The sequence below is a fragment of the Microbulbifer litoralis genome, assembly GCF_023634065.1.
In the GTDB taxonomy this organism is placed as follows: Bacteria; Pseudomonadota; Gammaproteobacteria; order Pseudomonadales; family Cellvibrionaceae; genus Microbulbifer; species Microbulbifer litoralis.
Genome location: NZ_JALKCV010000001.1, coordinates 1 through 19,207 on the forward strand (window position 1 = coordinate 1; position 19,207 = coordinate 19,207).

14 protein-coding genes are annotated in these 19,207 nt (G+C 59.6%); 9 read left to right on the top strand and 5 right to left on the bottom strand.

Features of this window, described 5'->3' with window-relative positions; translation table 11 throughout:
* Positions 1–16: 16 nt before the first annotated feature.
* From MWN76_RS00005 to MWN76_RS00020, 4 genes are all read right to left on the bottom strand, one after another.
* Positions 17–1,069 (bottom strand): NAD(P)H-dependent glycerol-3-phosphate dehydrogenase, encoded by a 1,053-nt coding sequence (locus MWN76_RS00005; protein WP_250458372.1) that lies wholly within the window; start codon positions 1,067–1,069, stop codon positions 17–19.
* A gap of 248 nt (positions 1,070–1,317) precedes the next feature.
* Positions 1,318–3,252: a molecular chaperone HtpG gene (gene htpG / locus MWN76_RS00010; RefSeq protein WP_250458374.1), complete on the bottom strand. Its 1,935-nt coding sequence runs from the start codon at positions 3,250–3,252 to the stop codon at positions 1,318–1,320.
* A gap of 132 nt (positions 3,253–3,384) precedes the next feature.
* Positions 3,385–4,578, bottom strand: a complete 1,194-nt coding sequence (locus tag MWN76_RS00015) for a serine hydrolase domain-containing protein (RefSeq protein ID WP_250458376.1) — start codon at positions 4,576–4,578, stop codon at positions 3,385–3,387.
* Between the two features lie 338 nt (positions 4,579–4,916).
* Positions 4,917–5,519 (bottom strand): peroxiredoxin, encoded by a 603-nt coding sequence (locus MWN76_RS00020; protein ID WP_250458378.1) that lies wholly within the window; start codon positions 5,517–5,519, stop codon positions 4,917–4,919.
* Between the two features lie 363 nt (positions 5,520–5,882).
* On the opposite strand from MWN76_RS00020, the gene MWN76_RS00025 reads away from it, so the two are divergent.
* The 3 genes from MWN76_RS00025 (at position 5,883) to bfr (ending at position 8,243) form a co-directional block, all read left to right on the top strand.
* On the top strand, positions 5,883–6,095 hold the full coding sequence (locus MWN76_RS00025) for a bacterioferritin-associated ferredoxin (RefSeq protein ID WP_250458380.1): 213 nt from the start codon (positions 5,883–5,885) through the stop codon (positions 6,093–6,095).
* A 121-nt stretch (positions 6,096–6,216) separates the two neighbouring features.
* A complete protein-coding gene (locus tag MWN76_RS00030) occupies positions 6,217–7,539 on the top strand; it encodes a DUF2254 domain-containing protein (RefSeq protein WP_250458382.1) in 1,323 nt (440 codons plus the stop codon).
* Positions 7,540–7,766: 227 nt separating this feature from the next.
* Positions 7,767–8,243 carry a bacterioferritin gene (bfr, locus tag MWN76_RS00035; RefSeq protein WP_250458383.1) on the top strand — a complete coding sequence of 159 codons (477 nt, stop codon included), beginning with the start codon at positions 7,767–7,769 and terminating at the stop codon, positions 8,241–8,243.
* Between the two features lie 121 nt (positions 8,244–8,364).
* Here the strand turns inward: bfr and grxD are convergent, their stop codons facing one another.
* Positions 8,365–8,697 carry a Grx4 family monothiol glutaredoxin gene (gene grxD, locus MWN76_RS00040; RefSeq protein ID WP_250458384.1) on the bottom strand — a complete coding sequence of 111 codons (333 nt, stop codon included), beginning with the start codon at positions 8,695–8,697 and terminating at the stop codon, positions 8,365–8,367.
* 202 nt (positions 8,698–8,899) lie between these two features.
* Between grxD and MWN76_RS00045 the strand changes: the two genes are divergently transcribed.
* The 6 genes from MWN76_RS00045 to MWN76_RS00070 all read left to right on the top strand — a co-directional run bounded on the left by MWN76_RS00045 (position 8,900) and on the right by MWN76_RS00070 (position 18,894).
* Positions 8,900–10,084 carry an aspartate aminotransferase family protein gene (locus MWN76_RS00045; RefSeq protein WP_250458385.1) on the top strand — a complete coding sequence of 395 codons (1,185 nt, stop codon included), beginning with the start codon at positions 8,900–8,902 and terminating at the stop codon, positions 10,082–10,084.
* A gap of 35 nt (positions 10,085–10,119) precedes the next feature.
* A complete protein-coding gene (gene argF / locus MWN76_RS00050) occupies positions 10,120–11,034 on the top strand; it encodes an ornithine carbamoyltransferase (protein WP_250458386.1) in 915 nt (304 codons plus the stop codon).
* Between the two features lie 905 nt (positions 11,035–11,939).
* The gene (locus tag MWN76_RS00055; protein WP_250458387.1) at positions 11,940–14,876 is read left to right on the top strand and encodes a ribonucleoside-diphosphate reductase subunit alpha; all 2,937 of its coding nucleotides are present in this window, start codon (positions 11,940–11,942) and stop codon (positions 14,874–14,876) included.
* 344 nt (positions 14,877–15,220) lie between these two features.
* Positions 15,221–16,501, top strand: a complete 1,281-nt coding sequence (locus MWN76_RS00060; protein WP_250458388.1) for a ribonucleotide-diphosphate reductase subunit beta — start codon at positions 15,221–15,223, stop codon at positions 16,499–16,501.
* 381 nt (positions 16,502–16,882) lie between these two features.
* A complete protein-coding gene (locus MWN76_RS00065; RefSeq protein WP_250458389.1) occupies positions 16,883–17,563 on the top strand; it encodes a hypothetical protein in 681 nt (226 codons plus the stop codon).
* Positions 17,564–17,691: 128 nt separating this feature from the next.
* The gene (locus MWN76_RS00070) at positions 17,692–18,894 is read left to right on the top strand and encodes a hypothetical protein (protein ID WP_250458390.1); all 1,203 of its coding nucleotides are present in this window, start codon (positions 17,692–17,694) and stop codon (positions 18,892–18,894) included.
* Positions 18,895–19,207: the final 313 nt, after the last annotated feature.

Sequence of the window (19,207 nt, forward strand, 5' to 3'; positions counted from 1 at the left end):
GCGCCCCAGGGCGGGATCAGGGTTTGGCCGAGTAGGCCACATCAAAGGTTTGCGCGCCCGACATCAAATCGCGAATCACCTCCGGAATCGGCCGCTCTTCAAATAATATGGCGTGAATCGCGGAAACCAAGGGCATGTAGACGCCCATTTCGTCGGCTTTGTGCTTGATCAGGCGCACGGTGTTGACCCCCTCGGCCACCTGGCCGATTTCCGCGACCGCCTCTTCGAGTGCGCGGCCACGGCCCACCAGGTAACCGACACGGTAGTTGCGGCTCAGGTCGGAGGAGCAGGTCAGGATCAGGTCGCCGACACCGGCGAGGCCGATAAAGGTCATCGGGTCCGCCCCCATGGCCTCGGCGAAGCGCATCATCTCCGCCAGCGCACGGGTGATCAGCAGGCTGATGGTGTTCTGCCCGCGATCGAGCGCCGCGGCCATACCGGTAACGATGGCGTAGATATTTTTCAGCGCACCGGCCAGTTCCACGCCGAAGACGTCGTTGCTGGAGTAGACGCGGAAAGTTTCCGAGTGCAGTACCTTCTGGATGGCCTGGCAGAGACTCTCGTCCTCGCTGGCGATCACGGTGGCGGTGTAGTGGCCGCCGACAATTTCCTTGGCGAAGTTTGGACCGCTCAGCACGCCGATGCGCATACCGCTGGTCTCTTCACGCAGGATATCGCTCATCAGGTGGAAGCTGTCGTGCTCGATGCCCTTGGTGGTGGAGATCAGGATGGTACCCGCCTCCAGCAGCGGCGCCACTCTCTGCACCACTTCGCGGAAGGATTTACTGGGAATGGCCACGAATACGATCTTGCAGCCGTCGATGGCCCACTCCAGATCGCTGGTGACCTTAAGGTCCGGATGCAGGGGCACGCCGGGCAGGTAGTAGTGGTTCTCCCCCGTGTCCCGGCAGGCCTGGGCGCGTTCCGGGTCGCGCATCCACTGGCGCGTGTCGTGGCCATTGCCGGCCACGATATTGGCGATGGCCGTGCCGAAACTGCCGCCGCCCAGTACGGCGATGGGCAGGGAGGCTTCGGTCGTCGTCGGAGTGGGGTCTTGCTGTGTCGTCATACCGGTACATCTTATTCTTGCGTTTGGCGGATTATAGAGGGGCAGCGGTGGCAGCCCAATGACGGCGGGACAAAAATGTGGAATTGGGTCAGATCGTACAGAAAGCGCACAATCGCGCAGGGAGGCAACGCGGGCACAAGGGGCGACGCCTTTCCCGGATTCCGCTGCGCTCCATCCGGGCTACCCGAGTGACGGCGTAGCCCGGATGCAGGCGCGCAGCGCCGGAATCCGGGGCGAATCCCAATAGCTTAGCTATTGAGTTCCAGCAACAGCGCGTTCAGGCGACGCACGTAGTCGGCCGGGTCGGAGAGCTGGTTGCCGGCGGCGAGGCTGGCCTGGTCCATCAGGATATTGGTCAGGTCCGCGAAACGGTCCTCGTCCTGCTCCTGGTCCAGGCGCTGCACCAGCGGGTGATTCGGGTTCACCTCGAAAATCGGCTTGGCCTCCGGCAACGCCTGGCCGGCCTGCTCGAGGATGCGGCGCATCTGCGGGCCCATATCCTGTTCGCTGACCACCAGGCAGGCCGGGGAGTCCACCAGGCGCGTGGTTGCGCGCACTTCCTCGACGCGGTTTTCCAGCACTTCCTTGACCCGCTCCACCAGCGCGCCGGCCTCTTTCTCGACCTTCTCGCGCTCGGCCTTGTCGTCCTGTGTCTCGGCTTCCCCCAGGTCCAGCGCGCCCTTGGCCACGTCCTGGAACTGCTTGCCGTCGAACTCGTTCATATGGCCGACGAACCACTCGTCCACCTGGTCGGTCAGCAGCAGTACCTCGATCCCTTTCTTGCGGAACACTTCCAGATAGGGGCTGGACTTGGCGGTAACGAAATTGTCGGCGCAGACGTAGTAGATATGTTTCTGGCCATCCTTCATGCGGCCGATATAGTCCTCCAGGGACTGATCCTGCTTCGGCTCGTCGGTATGGGTGGTGGAGAAACGCAGCAGCTTGGCGATCTTCTCCCTGTTGGAGAAGTCCTCGGCCGGGCCCTCTTTCAGTACATTGCCGAACATGTCCCAGAACTTCTGGTACTGGTCCGCGTCATTCTTCGCCAGCTTGCCCAGCATATCCAGCACGCGCTTGGTCAGCGCGGTCTTGATGGCGTCGGTATTGCGGTCCCGCTGCAGGATCTCGCGCGAGACGTTCAGCGGCAGGTCGTTGGAGTCCAGCACCCCCTTGACGAAGCGCAGGTACAGCGGCAGGAACTGCTCGGCATCGTCCATGATGAAGGTGCGCTGCACGTACAATTTCAGGCCGCGGGCGGCGTCGCGCTGGTACAGATCAAACGGTGTGCGGCCGGGGATATACAGCAGGCTGGTGTAGTCCAGCTTGCCCTCGACATTGTTGTGGCTCCAGGTGAGCGGGTCGTCGAAGTCGTGGGAGATATGCTTGTAGAACTCCTTGTACTCCTCGGACTTCACCTCGCTTCTGGGGCGGGTCCACAGGGCCTGGGCGGCGTTGATGGTCTCGAACTCGGGGGCCTTTTCACCTTGAGCCGCAGGCGCTTCCTCCTCTTTTTTCTCCTCGGCGGCCGGCGGCTGCTCTTTCAGCATCTCCACCGGGATGGCGATATGGTCGGAGTACTTCTTGATGATAGAGCGCAGACGCCAGCCGTCGGCGTATTCCCTGGCCTCGTCCTTCAGGTGCAACACCACGCGGGTACCGCGTTGCGGCCACTCGACATTTTCCACCGAGTACTCGGCCTCGCCACTGGACTCCCAGTGCACGCCCTGGGAAGCATCCAGCCCGGCGCGACGGGTGAATACCTCCACCCTGTCGGCGACGATAAACGCGGAGTAGAAGCCCACACCGAACTGGCCGATCAGTTGTGCATCTTTCTGCTGGTCGCCGGTGAGATTCTGCAGGAAGCTGGCGGTACCGGAGCGGGCGATGGTGCCGAGGTTCTCGATCACCTCGTCGCGGCTCATGCCGATGCCGTTGTCGGTCAGGGTGAGAGTGCCCTCTTCCTTGTCGAATTCAATACGGATGCGCAGCTCGGGATCTTCCTCGAGCAGCTCCGGCCTGGAAAGGGCCTCGAAGCGCAGCTTGTCGGCAGCGTCGGAGGCATTGGATACCAGCTCGCGCAGGAAGATCTCCTTGTTGGAGTAGAGCGAGTGGATCATCAGGTGCAGCAGTTGCTTGGCTTCCGTCTGGAAACCGTGGCTCTCTTTATGGGCCTCAACGGTCATGGATTGGTCTCCCCGTACAGATTGATCGAAACAGGGAGGAGATATAGGGGTGGCTGGCGGGGTTTCAAGGGCGGCCGGGGATCAATGGTCAACAGCCTCTGCATTCAGGTGCCGGGTTCGGGTGCCGGAGGCCTACTTGTTGGCCATGGCCGTGGCCAGCTTGCCGTTGCCGGTGATATCAACGACAAAATTGGCCGTCAGATCGGCGATGACGCGCGACTCGGCGTTCATCAGGATGGCGATACCGATCTTCTGCTTCTCCGAGTAGGCCACCGCGGCGCGGAAGCCGGCCACCCAGCCGCCGTGGTAGATGATGCGGTCATCGCCCATGGTGTACAGGCGCCAGCCGAGGCCGTAGCCGGCGTGGGACAGGTAGTCGCGCCAGATGCGGTGGCGCATATGGCGCCGGGTCTCGACCCGCTCGGTGGTGATATCGGCGATCACCTCCGGCGACAGCACCTTGGGGAAATAGCCCATCTGCGCCTTCAGCCACTGCGCCATATCGGAGATGCTGGCGTTGATGCCGGCCGCCGGCGCGGCCAGGTAGTATTCCTTTTCCACCTTCACCGCGGCCCAACCACGGCCGGTCTGGATATGCGGCGCGGCGCGGTTGTCCGACGCCATAAAACTCTCCCAGCCCAGGGAGGCGTCGTCCATTTTCAGCGGCGTGAAAAAGCGGTCCTTGAGCTGGCGCTCGTAGGTAATGCCGGTGGCCTTGTAGATCACATCCTCGATCAGGCTGAACAGCACATTCTGGTAGCCGTAGCACTTGCCGGGCTTGCAGCGCGGGTCGATATTGGCGAACTTCGGCAGGATCTTGCTGAGCGGCTTGTTGTCTTCGAGGTAGTTGTCGTAGGCATTGGGTGTCAGGCCCGAGGAGTGGCTGAGCAGGTGCTGGATCTGCAACTGCCGCGACAGGCCCGGGGTCTTGAAGCTGAGCTCGGGCACAAAACTGACCACCCGATCCGCCCAGCTGAACTTCTTCTCGTGCTCGAGCACCGCGGCCATGCTGCCGGCGAACGTCTTGGATACCGACGCCAGCCGAAACACCGTGTGGCGATCGACCTTGCCGCGCTTGCCCTTGATCCGCACGCCGTAGGTGTCCATGGCCACCACCTGGTCACCCTGTACGATGACGTAGGCACCACCGGGGATGCTCTTCGCCTTCATCAACTGGCGGAAGTAGCGATCGAATTCAGCGGCGCTGTTCTGCAGGTCCGCGCGCGCCGGTACGGACGCCGTGCAGACGGTCAGCATCAGGGCACAGAGCAGCGCAGTGTGCCGGCGCCATAGGGCGAGTGGATACAAAAAGAATGAAGCTTTCATGCCGTACTTCGAGCCGCCGCGGCAATACTGTTCTTCGGAAGCCGCTGAGCCGGAACTCGGAGCCGGCCAGGGACTTGTTCAGGGGTTCCCTTAAGACTAGCAGCCGGCGAAAAGATTCTCTCCGTCTGTCCGGTCGAATGGAGTGCATCATTGTAATCGGAAATCGGACCTGCCGCACACTCATCGCGCCAAAGCGCGCCCACTGCGGCCGTGCGGCAGTCGCCCCACCCTCTCGACCACCGTTGCCAGCGGCGATTTCCGGGCACAAAAAAACCGCCAGGCGGCGGTTTTTCCGGCGGCGGGTGACCCGCACCCGCCGCCGCGAGCAAGCCGGAGATTTACAGCTGCTCGGCGTTCTCGGCCAGGTAAGAGGCCACACCTTCCGGAGAGGCGTTCATACCCTTGTCGCCTTCCTGCCAGCCGGCCGGGCAGACTTCGCCGTGCTCCTGGTGGAACGCCAGTGCGTCGACCATACGCAGCATTTCGTCCACGTTGCGGCCCAGCGGCAGGTCGTTGACCACCTGGTGGCGGACAGTGCCCTCTTCGTCGATCAGGAAGGAACCGCGGAAAGCCACGCCGCCCTCGGACTCGACGTCGAAGGCCTGGCAGATTTCATGCTTGGTGTCGGCTACCAGGGTGTATTTGACCGGGCCGATACCGCCTTCGTTGATCGGGGTGTTGCGCCACGCGTTGTGGGAGAACTGGGAATCGATGGAAACACCGATCACCTCCACGCCACGCTTCTCGAACTCGGCCAGGCGGTGATCGAATGCGATCAGCTCGGACGGGCACACGAAGGTGAAGTCCAGCGGGTAGAAGAAGACAACCGCCTTCTTGCCCTTGATGGTTTCCGTCAGGTTGAAGTTTTCAACGATCTCGCCGTTGCCCAGTACCGCAGCGGCGGTGAAGTCCGGTGCCGGCTTGCCTACCAGAACTGCCATGAGAACCTCCTCATTCCTAGTGGTGAGTGTTTTATGAAGGTGAAGTTGATCAATTTATATGCAATCGCTATAAATCGAATAGGGATTGATAGTGGGCAGCTATGATACACAGGGCCGACTATCAGTCCCATTAAATTTTTATATGGCGTCGATAAATGCGTCTTCAAGCGTCTGCGGGGAACGATTGCTGGCAGGAGTATGAACCGCCTCACTGCACTGGTCACACTTGGCGTACCGATCGCGAAAAGTACAACTAGAATAATTTATGAGCGCGATAGAATCTTATTGACACTCATTCTCAACTGCAATACGATCTCCCGCACTCACACAACGAAGCGTTTTTTGCGCCAGGTTCCAGCGACGATGTACGTATGTATCTGTAAAGGCATCACCGACCGCCAGATCAAGGAGGCGGTGTACGACGGCTCCACCTCGGTCAAGGCCCTGCGTCGCCACCTGGGCGTCTCCTCACAGTGCGGCCGCTGCGCCGAGCTGACCCAGGAGATCATCGAGGAGACCATGGCCGGCGGCGTGATCGCCAATGCCAACAACGGCCTCTTCTACTCCGCCGGCTGATCCCGGGACCCGCTTCCCCTCCCCGCGCCGATCTCCCAGCCTGTCCGGCGCCCCAATGCTGACCTATCTTTAGCGGACACTCTCCGGGTGACGCGTCCACCCGCCCGAGCACAGGTCTGCGATGAAACAGCGGTTACTGCACCTCGCCGAGCAACTGCGCGCCAGCTTCTGGCTGATCCCGGCAATGATGATGGTCGCCGCGCTGCTGTTGTCCGAGGGCCTGCAGGTATTCGACGCCCATATCCGCATCGGCGACCTGTCCGGCTTCGGCTGGATCAGCCTCCAGGACCCGGACAGCGCCCGCTCGCTGCTGGCCACCATCGCCGGCTCCACCATCACCGTGACCGGCACCGTATTCTCCATTACCACCGTCGCCCTGACCCTGGCCTCGAACCAGTTCGGCCCGCGCCTGGTGCGCAATTTCATGCGCGATCGCGGCACCCAGTTCTCCCTCGGTATCTTTCTCGCCACCTTTGTCTACGCCCTGATGACCATGCGCGGCATCAACGCCGCCGACCTCGGCGCACCGAGCCATGACCTGTCTGTGCATATGGCGGTGCTGCTGTCGCTGATCAGCATCGCCGTGCTGATATACTTCATCCACAACGTGGCGCTGTCGATCCAGGTGGACAATGTCACCTACCACATCAACCGCGAATTCAGCGAAGCCATCGACCGGCACTACCCCGGCGAGCGGCACCCCGACGAAAGGGCCGACTGCTGCGATGTCGAGCACCTGCCCCTCGGCGACGATTACCTGAACATCTACGGCGACATCGGTGGCTACGTACTGTCGATCGACCGACAGCGGCTGTTCGACTGGGCGGAGAAACACGACAGCTGCATCGTGCTCGACTGCCATCCGGGCAGTTATATTCACCACTGGTCGCGCATCGCGCGCATCTACCAGCCGCCCCGGCAGATCGACAGCGAGGCGATCACATCGTTTGTCGACGGCACCATCAGCACCGGCCACCAACCCACCGCCGAGGAGGACATCGTCTTCTCCATCCATCAACTGGCGCAGATCGCCGTGCGCGCGCTGTCGCCCGGTATCAACGACCCCTTTACCGCCTACTCCTGTATCGACCGGCTGGTGGACGGGATCGGCAAGGTGCTGCAACGCCCGCAATTGCCGAACTGTTTCCGCGACCAAGACGGGCGACTGCGGCTGGTCACCAGTGTGCTGGATTTTGCCGACCTGCTGGATGCCGCATTCGACGAAATCCGCGAGTACGGGCGCTCCAGCGGCGTGGTAATGCGGCACCTGCTGAACAAGCTCGATGAACTGGCGCAGATATGCACCCGCCTCGAAGACCGCCGGGCACTCGATGCCTACCTGGACCGGCTCGCGGAAGACTGTGATAAATTTGTCGGCGACCAGTTCGACCGCAATACCATCAACAAAAAGATTCTCGGTATCCGTCGATTGATCGCGCGCTGACAAAACGGCAGCCGGAGCGTTAACGGCAATCGTTCTCGTTTTATTTTTAGGCCCAATTTCCGTTAATTTTCACTCTTTAACCCCTTAAAAAAAGCCATTTATTGCGCTTGACTTGGTTTTATTGGGAAAGCAAACTCCACCGTCATAACGGCGCCGACCCTGTCATATCCAGTCGGACGCGCGCGCAACCACACCGTCCATCGGCGGAGCCACAGGAGCAAAAAGCAATGCAAGGCGATCCCAAGGTTATCGAACATCTGAACAAGGTACTGGGCAACGAACTGGTAGCCATCAACCAGTATTTCCTGCACGCCCGCATGTACGACAACTGGGGCCTGAAAGCGCTGGGCAAGCACGAGTACGACGAGTCCATCGACGAGATGAAACACGCCGACTGGCTGATCGAGCGCATCCTGTTCCTAGAGGGCATTCCCAACCTGCAGCACCTGGGCAAACTGCTGATCGGTGAAGACACCAGGGAAATGCTCGAGTGCGACCTGAAACTGGAAAAGAAAGCCATCCCCGACCTGCGCGACGGCATCGAATACTGCGAGTCGGTACGCGACTACGGCAGCCGCGAGCTGCTGGAAAAAATCCTCGACTCCGAAGAGGAACACGTCGACTGGCTGGAGACCCAGCTGGAGCTGATCGACAAGGTGGGCATGCAGAACTACCTGCAGACACAGATGGAAAGTGCCGGGTAACGATTTCCCGGGCTTTGGCTACAGGGGCGGAAACAGGGTTCGCCTCCTGCAGCTTTCACTGCCCCCACAAACAAAAAAACCGCGGCGAGCCGCGGTTTTTTCGTTCCGGCCGGCGGCAAACTTACTCGCCGCCCTCACTCTCGGGCGCGGCCTCGTCCACCAGCGTCTTCAGCTCGCCGCTCTCGTACATCTCCATGATGATATCGCAGCCGCCGACCAGCTCCCCCTTCACCCACAGCTGCGGAAAGGTCGGCCAGTTGGCGTGCTTGGGCAGCTCGGTGCGGATATCCGGGTTGGACAGTACATCCACATAGGCGAAGCGCTTGCCGCAGGCCATCAAAGCCTGGGAGGCGCGCATCGAAAAGCCGCACTGGGGTGCGTTGGGGCTGCCTTTCATGTAGAGCAGGATGGCGTTCTCGGCGATCTGCTGCTTGATGTTTTCCAGTGTATCCATAGGGATGACTAACCTCGGTTTGAAGGAATTCCGGCCCGCCACCGCCATCGGCTGCCCGATGGGGCCCGGCCCCGTCACAAGTTTGCGAGGGCGGCATTGTAACCCAAATGGCCCCCTCTGCGCGCGCGGCGTCTGGCGCGGCAACGCGCCTGTGCTAGTATTGCCGGCTCGATTTTTTCAAGGCCGACCAAGGAGAAAGACAGTGGCCACTCCCGCACTGATGCAGAACTACGGAAACAGAACCCTGACCCTGGTCAAGGGCGAAGGCAACTACGTGTGGGACGACACCGGCCGACGATACCTGGATGCGCTGTCCGGCATCGCCGTCTGCGGCCTGGGCCACTGCCACCCGGCCGTGACACAAGCGCTGCACGACCAGGCGCGCACCCTGCTGCACGTCTCCAACCTGTACAACATCCCGGCCCAGGAGCAGTTGGCGGACCGGCTGGTGGACCTGTCCGGCATGGACAATGTGTTCTTCTCCAACTCCGGCGCCGAGGCCAACGAGGCGGCCATCAAGCTGGCGCGCCGGCTCGGCAACGAGCGCGGCCACGCGGTGCCCAAGATAGTCGTGATGGAGGGCGCCTTCCACGGCCGCACCCTCGCCACCCTGACCGCCACCGGCAACGAGAAGATCCAGCAGGGCTTCGCGCCGCTGCCGGAGGGCTTCCTGCGCGTACCCTACAACGATGTCGCCGCGATCGAGAAGCTGGCGATCGAGCACGATGACATCGTCGCCGTGCTGGTGGAGCCGGTGCAGGGCGAAGGCGGCATCAACGTGCCGGCACCGGACTACCTGAACCGGCTGCGCGACCTGTGCGATCGCCGCGACTGGCTGCTGATGCTGGACGAGATCCAGACCGCCAACGGCCGCAGCGGCAAGCTGTTCGCCTACCAGCACAACGATATCCTGCCGGACGTGGTCACCACCGCCAAGGGCCTCGGCAACGGCGTGCCCATCGGCGCCTGCCTGGCGCGCGGCAAAGCCGCCGAGCTGTTTACCGCCGGCAGCCACGGCTCCACCTTCGGTGGCAATCCGCTGGCCTGCCGCGCCGGCCTGGCGGTGCTGGAGACGCTGGAGGGCGAATGGCTGATCGAGCGCGCCGACAAGCTGGGTGCACAACTGCTGGAGCAGCTGCGCCAACAGCTGGCCGGCTGCGACGCGGTCCGCGAGATCCGCGGACTGGGCCTGCTGGTGGGCATCGAACTGGATCGCCCCTGCGCCGAGCTGGTGGAACTGGCCCGCGCCGAGGGGCTGCTGATCAATGTCACCGCCGGCAATGTGGTGCGCCTGCTGCCGCCACTGACGCTCACCGACGCCGAGTGCGGGCAGATCGCGAATACCGTCGGCACACTGATAAAAGCCTTTACCCGGCGCGCGGCCTGATCGGGGCGCCGCAAACTGTTAGGGGGAACCTATTTATGGCAACCAGACATTTCCTGACCCTGCTGGACCTGTCCAAAGAGGAATTGAGCGGCGTCGTCGAACGCGCCATCGAGCTGAAGGCACTGCGCAACCAGGGCATCGCCACCGAGCCCTTCCGCGACAAGGTGCTGGGCATGATTTTCGAGAAGTCCTCCACCCGCACCCGCGTGTCCTTCGAGGCGGGCATGGCGCAGATGGGCGGCAGCGCCCTGTTCCTGTCGCCGCGCGACACCCAACTGGGCCGCGGCGAGCCGATCGAGGACAGCGCGCGAGTCATCTCGCGCATGGTGGACATGGTGATGATCCGCACCTTCGGCCACAACGTGCTGGAGCGTTTCGCCGAGTATTCCAGGGTGCCGGTCATCAACGCCCTGTCGGACAGCTACCACCCGTGCCAGCTGCTGGCGGATATCCAGACCTACGTCGAGCACCGCGGCAACCCCGCCGGCAAGGTGGTGGCCTGGGTGGGCGACGGCAACAACATGTGCCACTCCTATATCAACGCCGCGCGCCAGTGCGACTTCGAACTGCGCATCGCCTGCCCGGACGGCTACGAACCGGACGAGCAGATTCTCGCCGCGGCCGGCGACCGCGTCTCCATCGTGCGCAAGCCGGAAGATGCCGTGCGCGGCGCCGACTGGGTGGCCACCGACGTCTGGGCCTCCATGGGCCAGGAGACGGAACAGAAGGAGCGCAAGCGCGCCTTCGACGGCTTCCTGGTGGACCACGAGCTGATGGGCCGCGCCAACAGCGACGCCATCTTCATGCACTGCCTGCCCGCCCACCGCGGCGAGGAAGTCAGCGGCGAGCTGCTGGAGGACGACCGCATCTCCGTGGTCTGGGACGAGGCCGAAAACCGCCTGCACGCGCAGAAGGCACTGATGGAGTTCCTGCAGGAGCAGAGCAACTGACAGTGGAAGGTCGCGGATAAGCCGCTGCCACCCGGCCGCTCGGCCGCGCACCAGCCGTCATCCGGGCCCGTCCCGTCATGCCGGGTCCATCCCGGCCCCGCCCCGTCATCCCGGGCTCGACCCGGGATCCAGTGGCCCCGCCCGGCGCCTGGATCCCGGCCTCCGCCGGAATGACGGTTCAGCCCGCATCACCGCCGCCCTGATCAGTTTTCGAACGGCACAGCCATACGAATGAAATAAACGCCACCAGGGCTGCACATTCGAGTACCACTTTGCTCAACACCTGATCAACGCGAAATGGTTATTGCCGTGGTTAATTTGAGGGGCGCTGACTATTAAAAAATATTCTTAGCGCTCCAGCGGATGAAATTCTGCTGTACAGCATTCAACCACCGCCAGCAGTGACGGGCGCTGGCGCGAAAGTGTCCACTGACGTAGCGGCCCTACCCACAAATTATCCACAGTTAACCACAAGGTTATTCGCCTTGAATTAGCCCCCCTACCGCATTATCTTGTTGCTCAGTTGAGGCGCGCACCCAATATATAGGGGTTCGGGCCGAACGGAACCCCAATCTGGTGGGGTTGAATTCCGACTCAACGTTGTCGCGAAGCGGTCGATAACCCTGTCGACAGGCCGCGGCGGCGCCATCAGTCAGACACGCCTGATTCCAGGCAGATCAGAGGTAATCAGGCGGAACGGATTATCCGCCGCAGGCACTCGAAAGCCAGGTGCTCTCACCGGCATCCGGCCGACGTCAAAGCGGCCTGTATCCATCCCGGCTTACCCACAGCGGTATCCGGATGGGGAAACGACGGACCCGTTCTGCACAAGTCCACTCGTTCGAGCGGCGCTGTCCAGGCGGACAGAAGCGGAAAAAACAGTAACACTCTTTGCGGAGATCTCCATGCACACTGAGACTGAGCGCTCTCAATCTGTGCCTGCAGAAAAAACAGGCAGCACCAAGGACCAGGCCGGCGGCACCACCCTCGCCGCTACCGCACCGGGCCAGATTCGCGTCATCAAACGCAATGGCACCGTTGTACCCTACGACGACAGCAAGATCTCCGTGGCGGTCACCAAGGCATTCCTCGCCGTCGAGGGCGGCACCGCCGCGGCCTCCAGCCGCATCCACGAGCAGGTGCAGGAACTGGTGGGCCAGATCAGCGCCACCTTCAACCGCCGCATGCCCTCCGGCGGCACCATCCATATCGAGGAAATCCAGGACCAGGTGGAACTGGCCCTGATGCGCGCCGGCGAACACAAGATCGCCCGCGACTATGTCCTCTACCGCGAAGAGCACGCCCGCCTGCGCGCCGAGCGCGCCGGGGAAAAGGAACAGCAGGCCGAACAGCAAGCGGCCGCCGCCGACGCCCACCCGAGCATCCGCGTACGGCTGGAAGACGGCAGCAGCATCCCGCTGGACATGGAGCGCCTGCGCACCATCGTCAACGAGGCCTGCGAGGGCCTGAAAGACGTGGACAGCGAGGCCATCCTCAGCGAGGCGCTGCGCAACCTCTACGACGGCGTGTCCGAGGAGGACATCAACACCGCGCTGGTGATCACCGCGCGCACCATGGTGGAACAGGAGCCCAACTACACCTACGCCACCGCCTTCCTGCTGCTGGACAAGCTGCGCAGCGAAGCCCTGCGCTTCCTCGGCGTGGCCAAGGCCGCCACCCAGGAAGAGATGAAAACCCTCTACGGCAAGGCGCTGCACGCCTACGTGGAAAAAGGCATCGAACTGGAACTGCTGGACCCGGCGCTGGCCACCTTCGACCTGGAAAAACTGGGCGCGGCCATCGATGCCGGGCGCGATCACCAGTTCACCTACCTGGGCCTGCAGACCCTGTACGACCGCTACTTCCTGCACAGCGACGAGATCCGCTTCGAGCTGCCGCAGATCTTCTTCATGCGCGTGGCCATGGGCCTGGCCATCAACGAAGACAACAAGAACGATCGCGCGGTGGAGTTCTACAAGCTGCTGAGCTCCTTCGATTACATGAGCTCCACGCCCACCCTGTTCAACGCCGGCACCCTGCGCCCGCAGCTGTCCTCCTGCTACCTGACCACGGTGCCGGACGACCTGCACGGCATCTACGGCGCCATCCAGGACAACGCCATGCTGTCCAAATGGGCCGGCGGCCTGGGTAACGACTGGACGCCGGTGCGCTCACTGGGCTCCTACATCAAGGGCACCAACGGCAAATCCCAGGGCGTCGTGCCCTTCCTGAAAGTGGCCAACGACACCGCCGTGGCCGTCAACCAGGGCGGCAAGCGCAAGGGCGCCGTCTGTGCCTACCTGGAATCCTGGCACCTGGATATCGAGGAATTCCTCGAGCTGCGCAAGAACACCGGCGACGACCGCCGCCGCACCCACGACATGAACACCGCCAACTGGGTGCCGGACCTGTTCATGAAGCGCGTGTTCGAAGACAAGGACTGGACCCTGTTCTCCCCGGCCACCTGCCCGGACCTGCACGACCTGTTCGGCGCCGCCTTCGAGGAGCGCTACGAGCACTACGAGAAACTGGCCGCCGAAGGCAAGCTGAAGCTGCACAAGAAAGTGCGCGCGGTGGACCTGTGGCGCAAGATGCTGGGCATGCTGTTCGAGACCGGCCACCCCTGGATCACCTTCAAGGACAGCTGCAACCTGCGCAGCCCGCAGCAGCACGCCGGCGTGGTACACAGCTCCAACCTGTGCACCGAGATCACCCTGAACACCAGCGCCAACGACGAGATCGCCGTGTGCAACCTGGGTTCCGTGAACCTGGCGCAGCATATCGGTAAAGACGGCAAACTGGACCGGGCCAAACTGTCCAGGACCGTCAAGACCGCCGTGCGCATGCTGGATAACGTGATCGACATCAACTACTACTCCGTCGACACCGCGCGCCAGTCCAACATGCGCCACCGTCCGGTCGGCCTGGGCCTGATGGGCTTCCAGGACGCGCTCTACCGCGCCGGTATCTCCTACGCCAGTGACGAAGCGGTGCTGTTCGCCGATACCTCCATGGAAGCCATCAGCTACGAGGCCATCTCCGCCTCCAGCGACCTGGCCAAGGAGCGCGGCAAGTACCAGAGCTACAACGGCTCCCTGTGGAGCAAGGGCGTGCTGCCGCTGGACTCCATCAAGATCCTGGCGGAGCAGCGCGGCGAGCAGTTTATCGAGCAGGACACCAACAGCACGCTCGACTGGGACAACCTGCGCGGCAAGGTCAAAAAGCAGGGCATGCGCAACTCCAACGTGATGGCCATCGCCCCCACCGCCACCATCGCCAACATTACCGGCGTATCCCAGTCCATCGAGCCCACGTACCAGAACCTGTACGTGAAATCGAACCTGTCCGGCGAATTCACCGTCGTGAACCCCTACATGGTCCACGACCTGAAAGCGCGCGGCCTGTGGGACCAGGTCATGGTCAACGACCTGAAATACTACGAGGGCTCGGTACAGAAAATCGAGCGCGTGCCGGCGGACCTGAAAGCCAAATACGCCACCGCGTTTGAAGTGGAACCGCGCTGGATCGTGGACGCCGCCAGCCGCCGCCAGAAATGGATCGACCAGGCGCAGTCCCTGAACCTGTACATCGCCGGTGCCGACGGTCGCAAACTCGACCTGACCTACCGCATGGCCTGGTACCGCGGCCTGAAGACCACCTACTACCTGCGCGCCCTGGCCGCCACCAGCACGGAAAAATCCACCGTCGCCAGTGGCAACCTGAACGCCGTCAGCGCCGGCGTTGGCAACGGCACCGCCGCCAGCCCGGCCGCCGAACCGCAGGCAGCCCCGGTCCCCCAGGCCTGCTCCCTGGACGACCCGGACTGCGAAGCCTGCCAGTAATAACGGCAGGCCGGCGACAGAGGCCAGAAGACAGACTGTAGGAAGCCTGCTGGCAGGCGAATAAAACTCTCGGGGGAGAGCGTCGACCGCCCAAGTGGCCAAGACCATGCGCACCGACCCCGGTCCACCGCCGCAAAACCGCGGCGGAAAACAAATCCGGACCGGGGCTCGGCAGCGCCCTACCCCCCACATGCAGGAGCCTGCTTGCAGGTGAACGCGGCGAAGCCGCCCCTGGGAACGCCGAGCTCGGGAGCGCCCGCCGCCAGCTCGGCAAGTCGGCGACAGCCGACCAAAACAGACCAGACACCGAACACACACGCACGAAAAGACGGAAAGGCAAACATATGCTCAGCTGGGACGATCTCGAACAACCGTCACAACCCAAGAAAAGCACCGAACCGCGACCGGCGCCGGACACGCTGCAACAAGAAGTACGCGAACCGGGAACCTCATATGGTGCCCACAGCGCAGAGAAAAGCCACAGCGCTCCGGCGTCGCCCGCGGCCCAATCCACGGTTTCCAAACCAGCCTCAGACGCCGTGGAAGCCGCCCGCGCCGCCGTCGCCGACATGGACCCGGCCCCGGGCCTGGAAGAACTGGAAATGGGTGCCGCGCGCATCGAAGTGGATGAAAAACGCATCATCAACTGCCGCGCCGACCTCAACCAGCTGGTACCGTTCAAATACGACTGGGCCTGGCAGAAATACCTGGACGGCTGCGCCAACCACTGGATGCCGCAGGAAGTGAACATGAACAAGGACGTGTCCATGTGGAAAGACCCCGAAGGTCTGACCGAGGACGAGCGCCGCATCGTGGAATACTCCCTGGGCTACTTCTCCACCGCCGACTCCCTGGTGGCCAACAACCTGGTGCTGGCCATCTACCGCCATATCACCAACCCCGAGTGCCGCCAGTACCTGCTGCGCCAGTCCTTCGAGGAAGCCATTCACACCCACGCCTACCAGTACTGCGTGGAATCCCTGGGCATGGACGAAGGCGAAGTCTTCAATATGTACCGCGAAGTACCCAGCGTGGCCAAGAAAGCGGCCTGGAGCCTGAAGCACACCCAGTCCATCGGCGATCCCAACTTCAAGACAGGCACCCCGGAGACCGACCAGGAACTACTGCGCAACCTGATCGCCTTCTACGCCGTGACCGAGGGCATCTTCTTCTACTGCGGCTTTACCCAGATCCTGTCCATGGGCCGCCGCAACAAGATGACCGGCGTGGCTGAGCAGTTCCAGTACATCCTGCGCGACGAGTCCATGCACCTGAACTTCGGCATCGACGTCATCAACCAGATCAAACTGGAAAACCCGCACCTGTGGACCCCGGAATTCCAGCAGGAAGTGGCGCAGATGATCCTGGAAGGCATGGAACTGGAAGTGGCCTACGCCCGCGACACCATGCCCCGCGGCGTACTCGGCATGAACGCCAATATGATGGAGGAATACCTCCACTTTATCGCCAACCGCCGGCTGTCGCAGCTCGGCCTGAAAGAACAGTTCCCGGGCGCCCAGAACCCCTTCCCGTGGATGTCCGAGATTATGGACCTGCGTAAGGAGAAGAACTTCTTTGAGACGCGGGTGATTGAATACCAGACTGGCGGTGCGTTGCAGTGGTGAGCACCGGCTGACAAGTGAATTACTACAAAAGGAAAAAGTAGTCGCTCACAGGAAGAGAGGTATTTAAAGCGGGCGAAAGCCCGCTTTTTTTGTTGCTGAACTGGAAGAACAGCCCGGATGATCGTTATTTCTAGTTCTATGGGCACATGGCTAAAAGTCTCAGCAAAATCAGCTAACTAGCCATAATCGACAACACCTCGGCTGATTGGGACATGAGTCGTCAAGAGTGAAGAAAATAGAAGTTTTGTCCGAACCTCATCATATGAAAGAGCTAGCACGGAGGGGGGCAATGAAGCGGAACCGTATAACTGTCGCAGATAGTAGTCGCTACGATATCGGTCTTCGAGACCACGACATAAGTATTATGTATCTGGAGAAAAAATGCACTTAGATATAAACGCAGCAAGTATGCAGGGAAGTAACCACAACGTTCGTTTGACGTCAGAGCCAGACCTTTGCCCTACTTGCCACAAGAGTATTCACCCAAAACATGTGACGTCTGCATATATTGGTCAGCAGAAAAAAGTCCAATCTGTTTTCCGATGTACAAGTTCAACATGCCAAGAGCTAATTATTGCAACTTACACGGCATCGGGTGAGCCCTCCGGAGCGCGCCCACATTTTTATCTTGTAGGCCTGGCGCCAATTTCTCCCAAAAAAGAAGTGTTTTCAAGTTCAATATCAGAAGTTTCTCCTTCGTTCGTTGATATCTACAACCAAGCTCTACACGCGGAGTCAGAGAATCTACCTCAGCTTGTCGGGATTGGGCTAAGAAAAGCATTGGAATTTTTGGTAAAAGATTTTTTAATATACCAAAAACCGGAAAATACAGACTCTATTAAGAGGTTAATGCTAGGAAAGTGCATTTCTGATCACATCGATGACCAAAATGTAAAAGCATGCGCATTGCGAGCAGCTTGGCTTGGCAATGATGAGACGCATTATATTCGAAAGTGGGAAGAACAGGATATCACTGACTTGAAGCTTCTTGTAAGGTTAACAGTAAACTGGATGGAAAATGTCTTGCTAACTGAACAATACATTGACAAAATGAGTACTTAGTGTATAAAAAATAGCCACAACTGCCCCGGAACTCCTTGCTTCTCTTTTTTGGAGCTTCACTTCTACCCCAAAAATCTCGCCAAGGTACGAACAGCTGAGCCAGATGGCTGAGAATACAAGGAATCTGCATGTTTAGAAAAATTTTGATAGGCATACTGGTATTGGCAATATCTTTAAATTTGCTCTTCCTATCACTCGGCGATTTGACTTCGCGCGAAGTTGGCTTGTTGAGCACATTGCTTGCCATTCTTTCGATTGCTGGCTCCTGGATTGTTGCTCATATCTATGCAGAAAAATCAAATGAAAAAGCAATTACAGAAGTTAAAGAATTACATCAGAGCAATCTTCGCACATATGCACTTAATGCGGCGGAGAAGGTTAACAACGTTTCCATTCAACTGAACAGACTTGCGGGCTATTTGCAGGATGCTCTTAATATCGATCTTGACGGATCCCCAAAAGACATATCGACTTATAGAATTGAAAGAATTAGTAGCGCAGTCCATATTTTACATACATTAAGATCAGTCAATGATACTACGCTAAATGATTGGAGAGGTGTTATTGACGAAGAACTGGAGGAGCAGAAAGAGGAACGGGAATCCCGAGAAGCTGAGGTACAAGCATTAATCGACCGGGTACAGACTCTGGAATCGCATTGGAAAGAGGGAGCGAATGATATTGACGACCGCGTCAATCGAGAGGAACTCGATTCATTAAGAAAAGAGGTGCGTACCTTAGTGCGTGAGATTACAGGTTCATCACTGTCTACTAGGAGGACTAGTACTGGAAGAACTTCAGCCAACTGTCCATCTTGCGGATATGAGAACAGTTATGGGCAGTATCAAGTGAAGGATAACATTCGTGAAATCCGGTGCTCTGGATGTGGAATCGAGTTGGTATCAACCTTCACTAAGAAAGACAAAAAAACTATTTTAGAAGTACCAAAGCTAGTAATAGAAGACCTTGATTGCCCTGGTTGCGGTTCAGTATTCCAGCAGGAGCTTTCGACAGCTCATAGATCAAAATCTGACCATCGATGCCGAAATTGTGGATCTCTAGTTCGAGTAAAGAGAAATTCTGATCGAATTAGAATACGAATCATCTCCCAGAAATTACCTATATCAGAAGAAATACTCGAGCAAGTTAAAAGTCAGATGCCGCCACAACCATGGCCAACAGGAATTCACAAAGAAGTGCAAGCCAATTTAGGAATAACACCGAAAACATACCAACGAGCTATTGATGAACTTATTTCAAGAGGTATATTCAAAAAGCAGGTAGACGGAGTGCTCTATGAGCCAGGCGACGAGATACCGCAGCCTGCTTAGGGTAAAGGGAACAGATCTATTTTTGACGTTTATTTCATTCTCGGAATTAGCCATATAAAGCATCGGAAGTAGTATGGCAAAGGAAGCCTACGTCCATAAATTTAGAACGATGGATGACCTAAGAGATATCATCAAGGAATTCGAAGGAGCATTGGCAAGGCCGACAACCGACACCAGCCATCCCACCCTGTACAGGGAAAGCGATGTACCCAAGGGAGATAGACTTGTCTAGGGAATAAGAGTAAAGGACTGGCTGCTGTCAGAAGATCATCAATGGATCTTACCATATAATCAGATAGGCCTGTCTTTCTCA

Bases quoted from the DNA above. Each gene is read 5' to 3' on its own strand.
- MWN76_RS00015 (WP_250458376.1), bottom strand. From the start codon at position 4,578: ATGAAAGCTTCATTCTTTTTGTATCCACTCGCCCTATGGCGCCGGCAC.
- MWN76_RS00030 (WP_250458382.1), top strand. From the start codon at position 6,217: ATGAAACAGCGGTTACTGCACCTCGCCGAGCAACTGCGCGCCAGCTTC.
- grxD (WP_250458384.1), bottom strand. From the start codon at position 8,697: ATGGATACACTGGAAAACATCAAGCAGCAGATCGCCGAGAACGCCATC.
- MWN76_RS00025 (WP_250458380.1), top strand. From the start codon at position 5,883: ATGTACGTATGTATCTGTAAAGGCATCACCGACCGCCAGATCAAGGAG.
- MWN76_RS00065 (WP_250458389.1), top strand. From the start codon at position 16,883: ATGCACTTAGATATAAACGCAGCAAGTATGCAGGGAAGTAACCACAAC.
- MWN76_RS00070 (WP_250458390.1), top strand. From the start codon at position 17,692: ATGTTTAGAAAAATTTTGATAGGCATACTGGTATTGGCAATATCTTTA.
- MWN76_RS00060 (WP_250458388.1), top strand. From the start codon at position 15,221: ATGCTCAGCTGGGACGATCTCGAACAACCGTCACAACCCAAGAAAAGC.
- htpG (WP_250458374.1), bottom strand. From the start codon at position 3,252: ATGACCGTTGAGGCCCATAAAGAGAGCCACGGTTTCCAGACGGAAGCC.
- argF (WP_250458386.1), top strand. From the start codon at position 10,120: ATGGCAACCAGACATTTCCTGACCCTGCTGGACCTGTCCAAAGAGGAA.
- MWN76_RS00020 (WP_250458378.1), bottom strand. From the start codon at position 5,519: ATGGCAGTTCTGGTAGGCAAGCCGGCACCGGACTTCACCGCCGCTGCG.
- MWN76_RS00005 (WP_250458372.1), bottom strand. From the start codon at position 1,069: ATGACGACACAGCAAGACCCCACTCCGACGACGACCGAAGCCTCCCTG.
- MWN76_RS00055 (WP_250458387.1), top strand. From the start codon at position 11,940: ATGCACACTGAGACTGAGCGCTCTCAATCTGTGCCTGCAGAAAAAACA.
- bfr (WP_250458383.1), top strand. From the start codon at position 7,767: ATGCAAGGCGATCCCAAGGTTATCGAACATCTGAACAAGGTACTGGGC.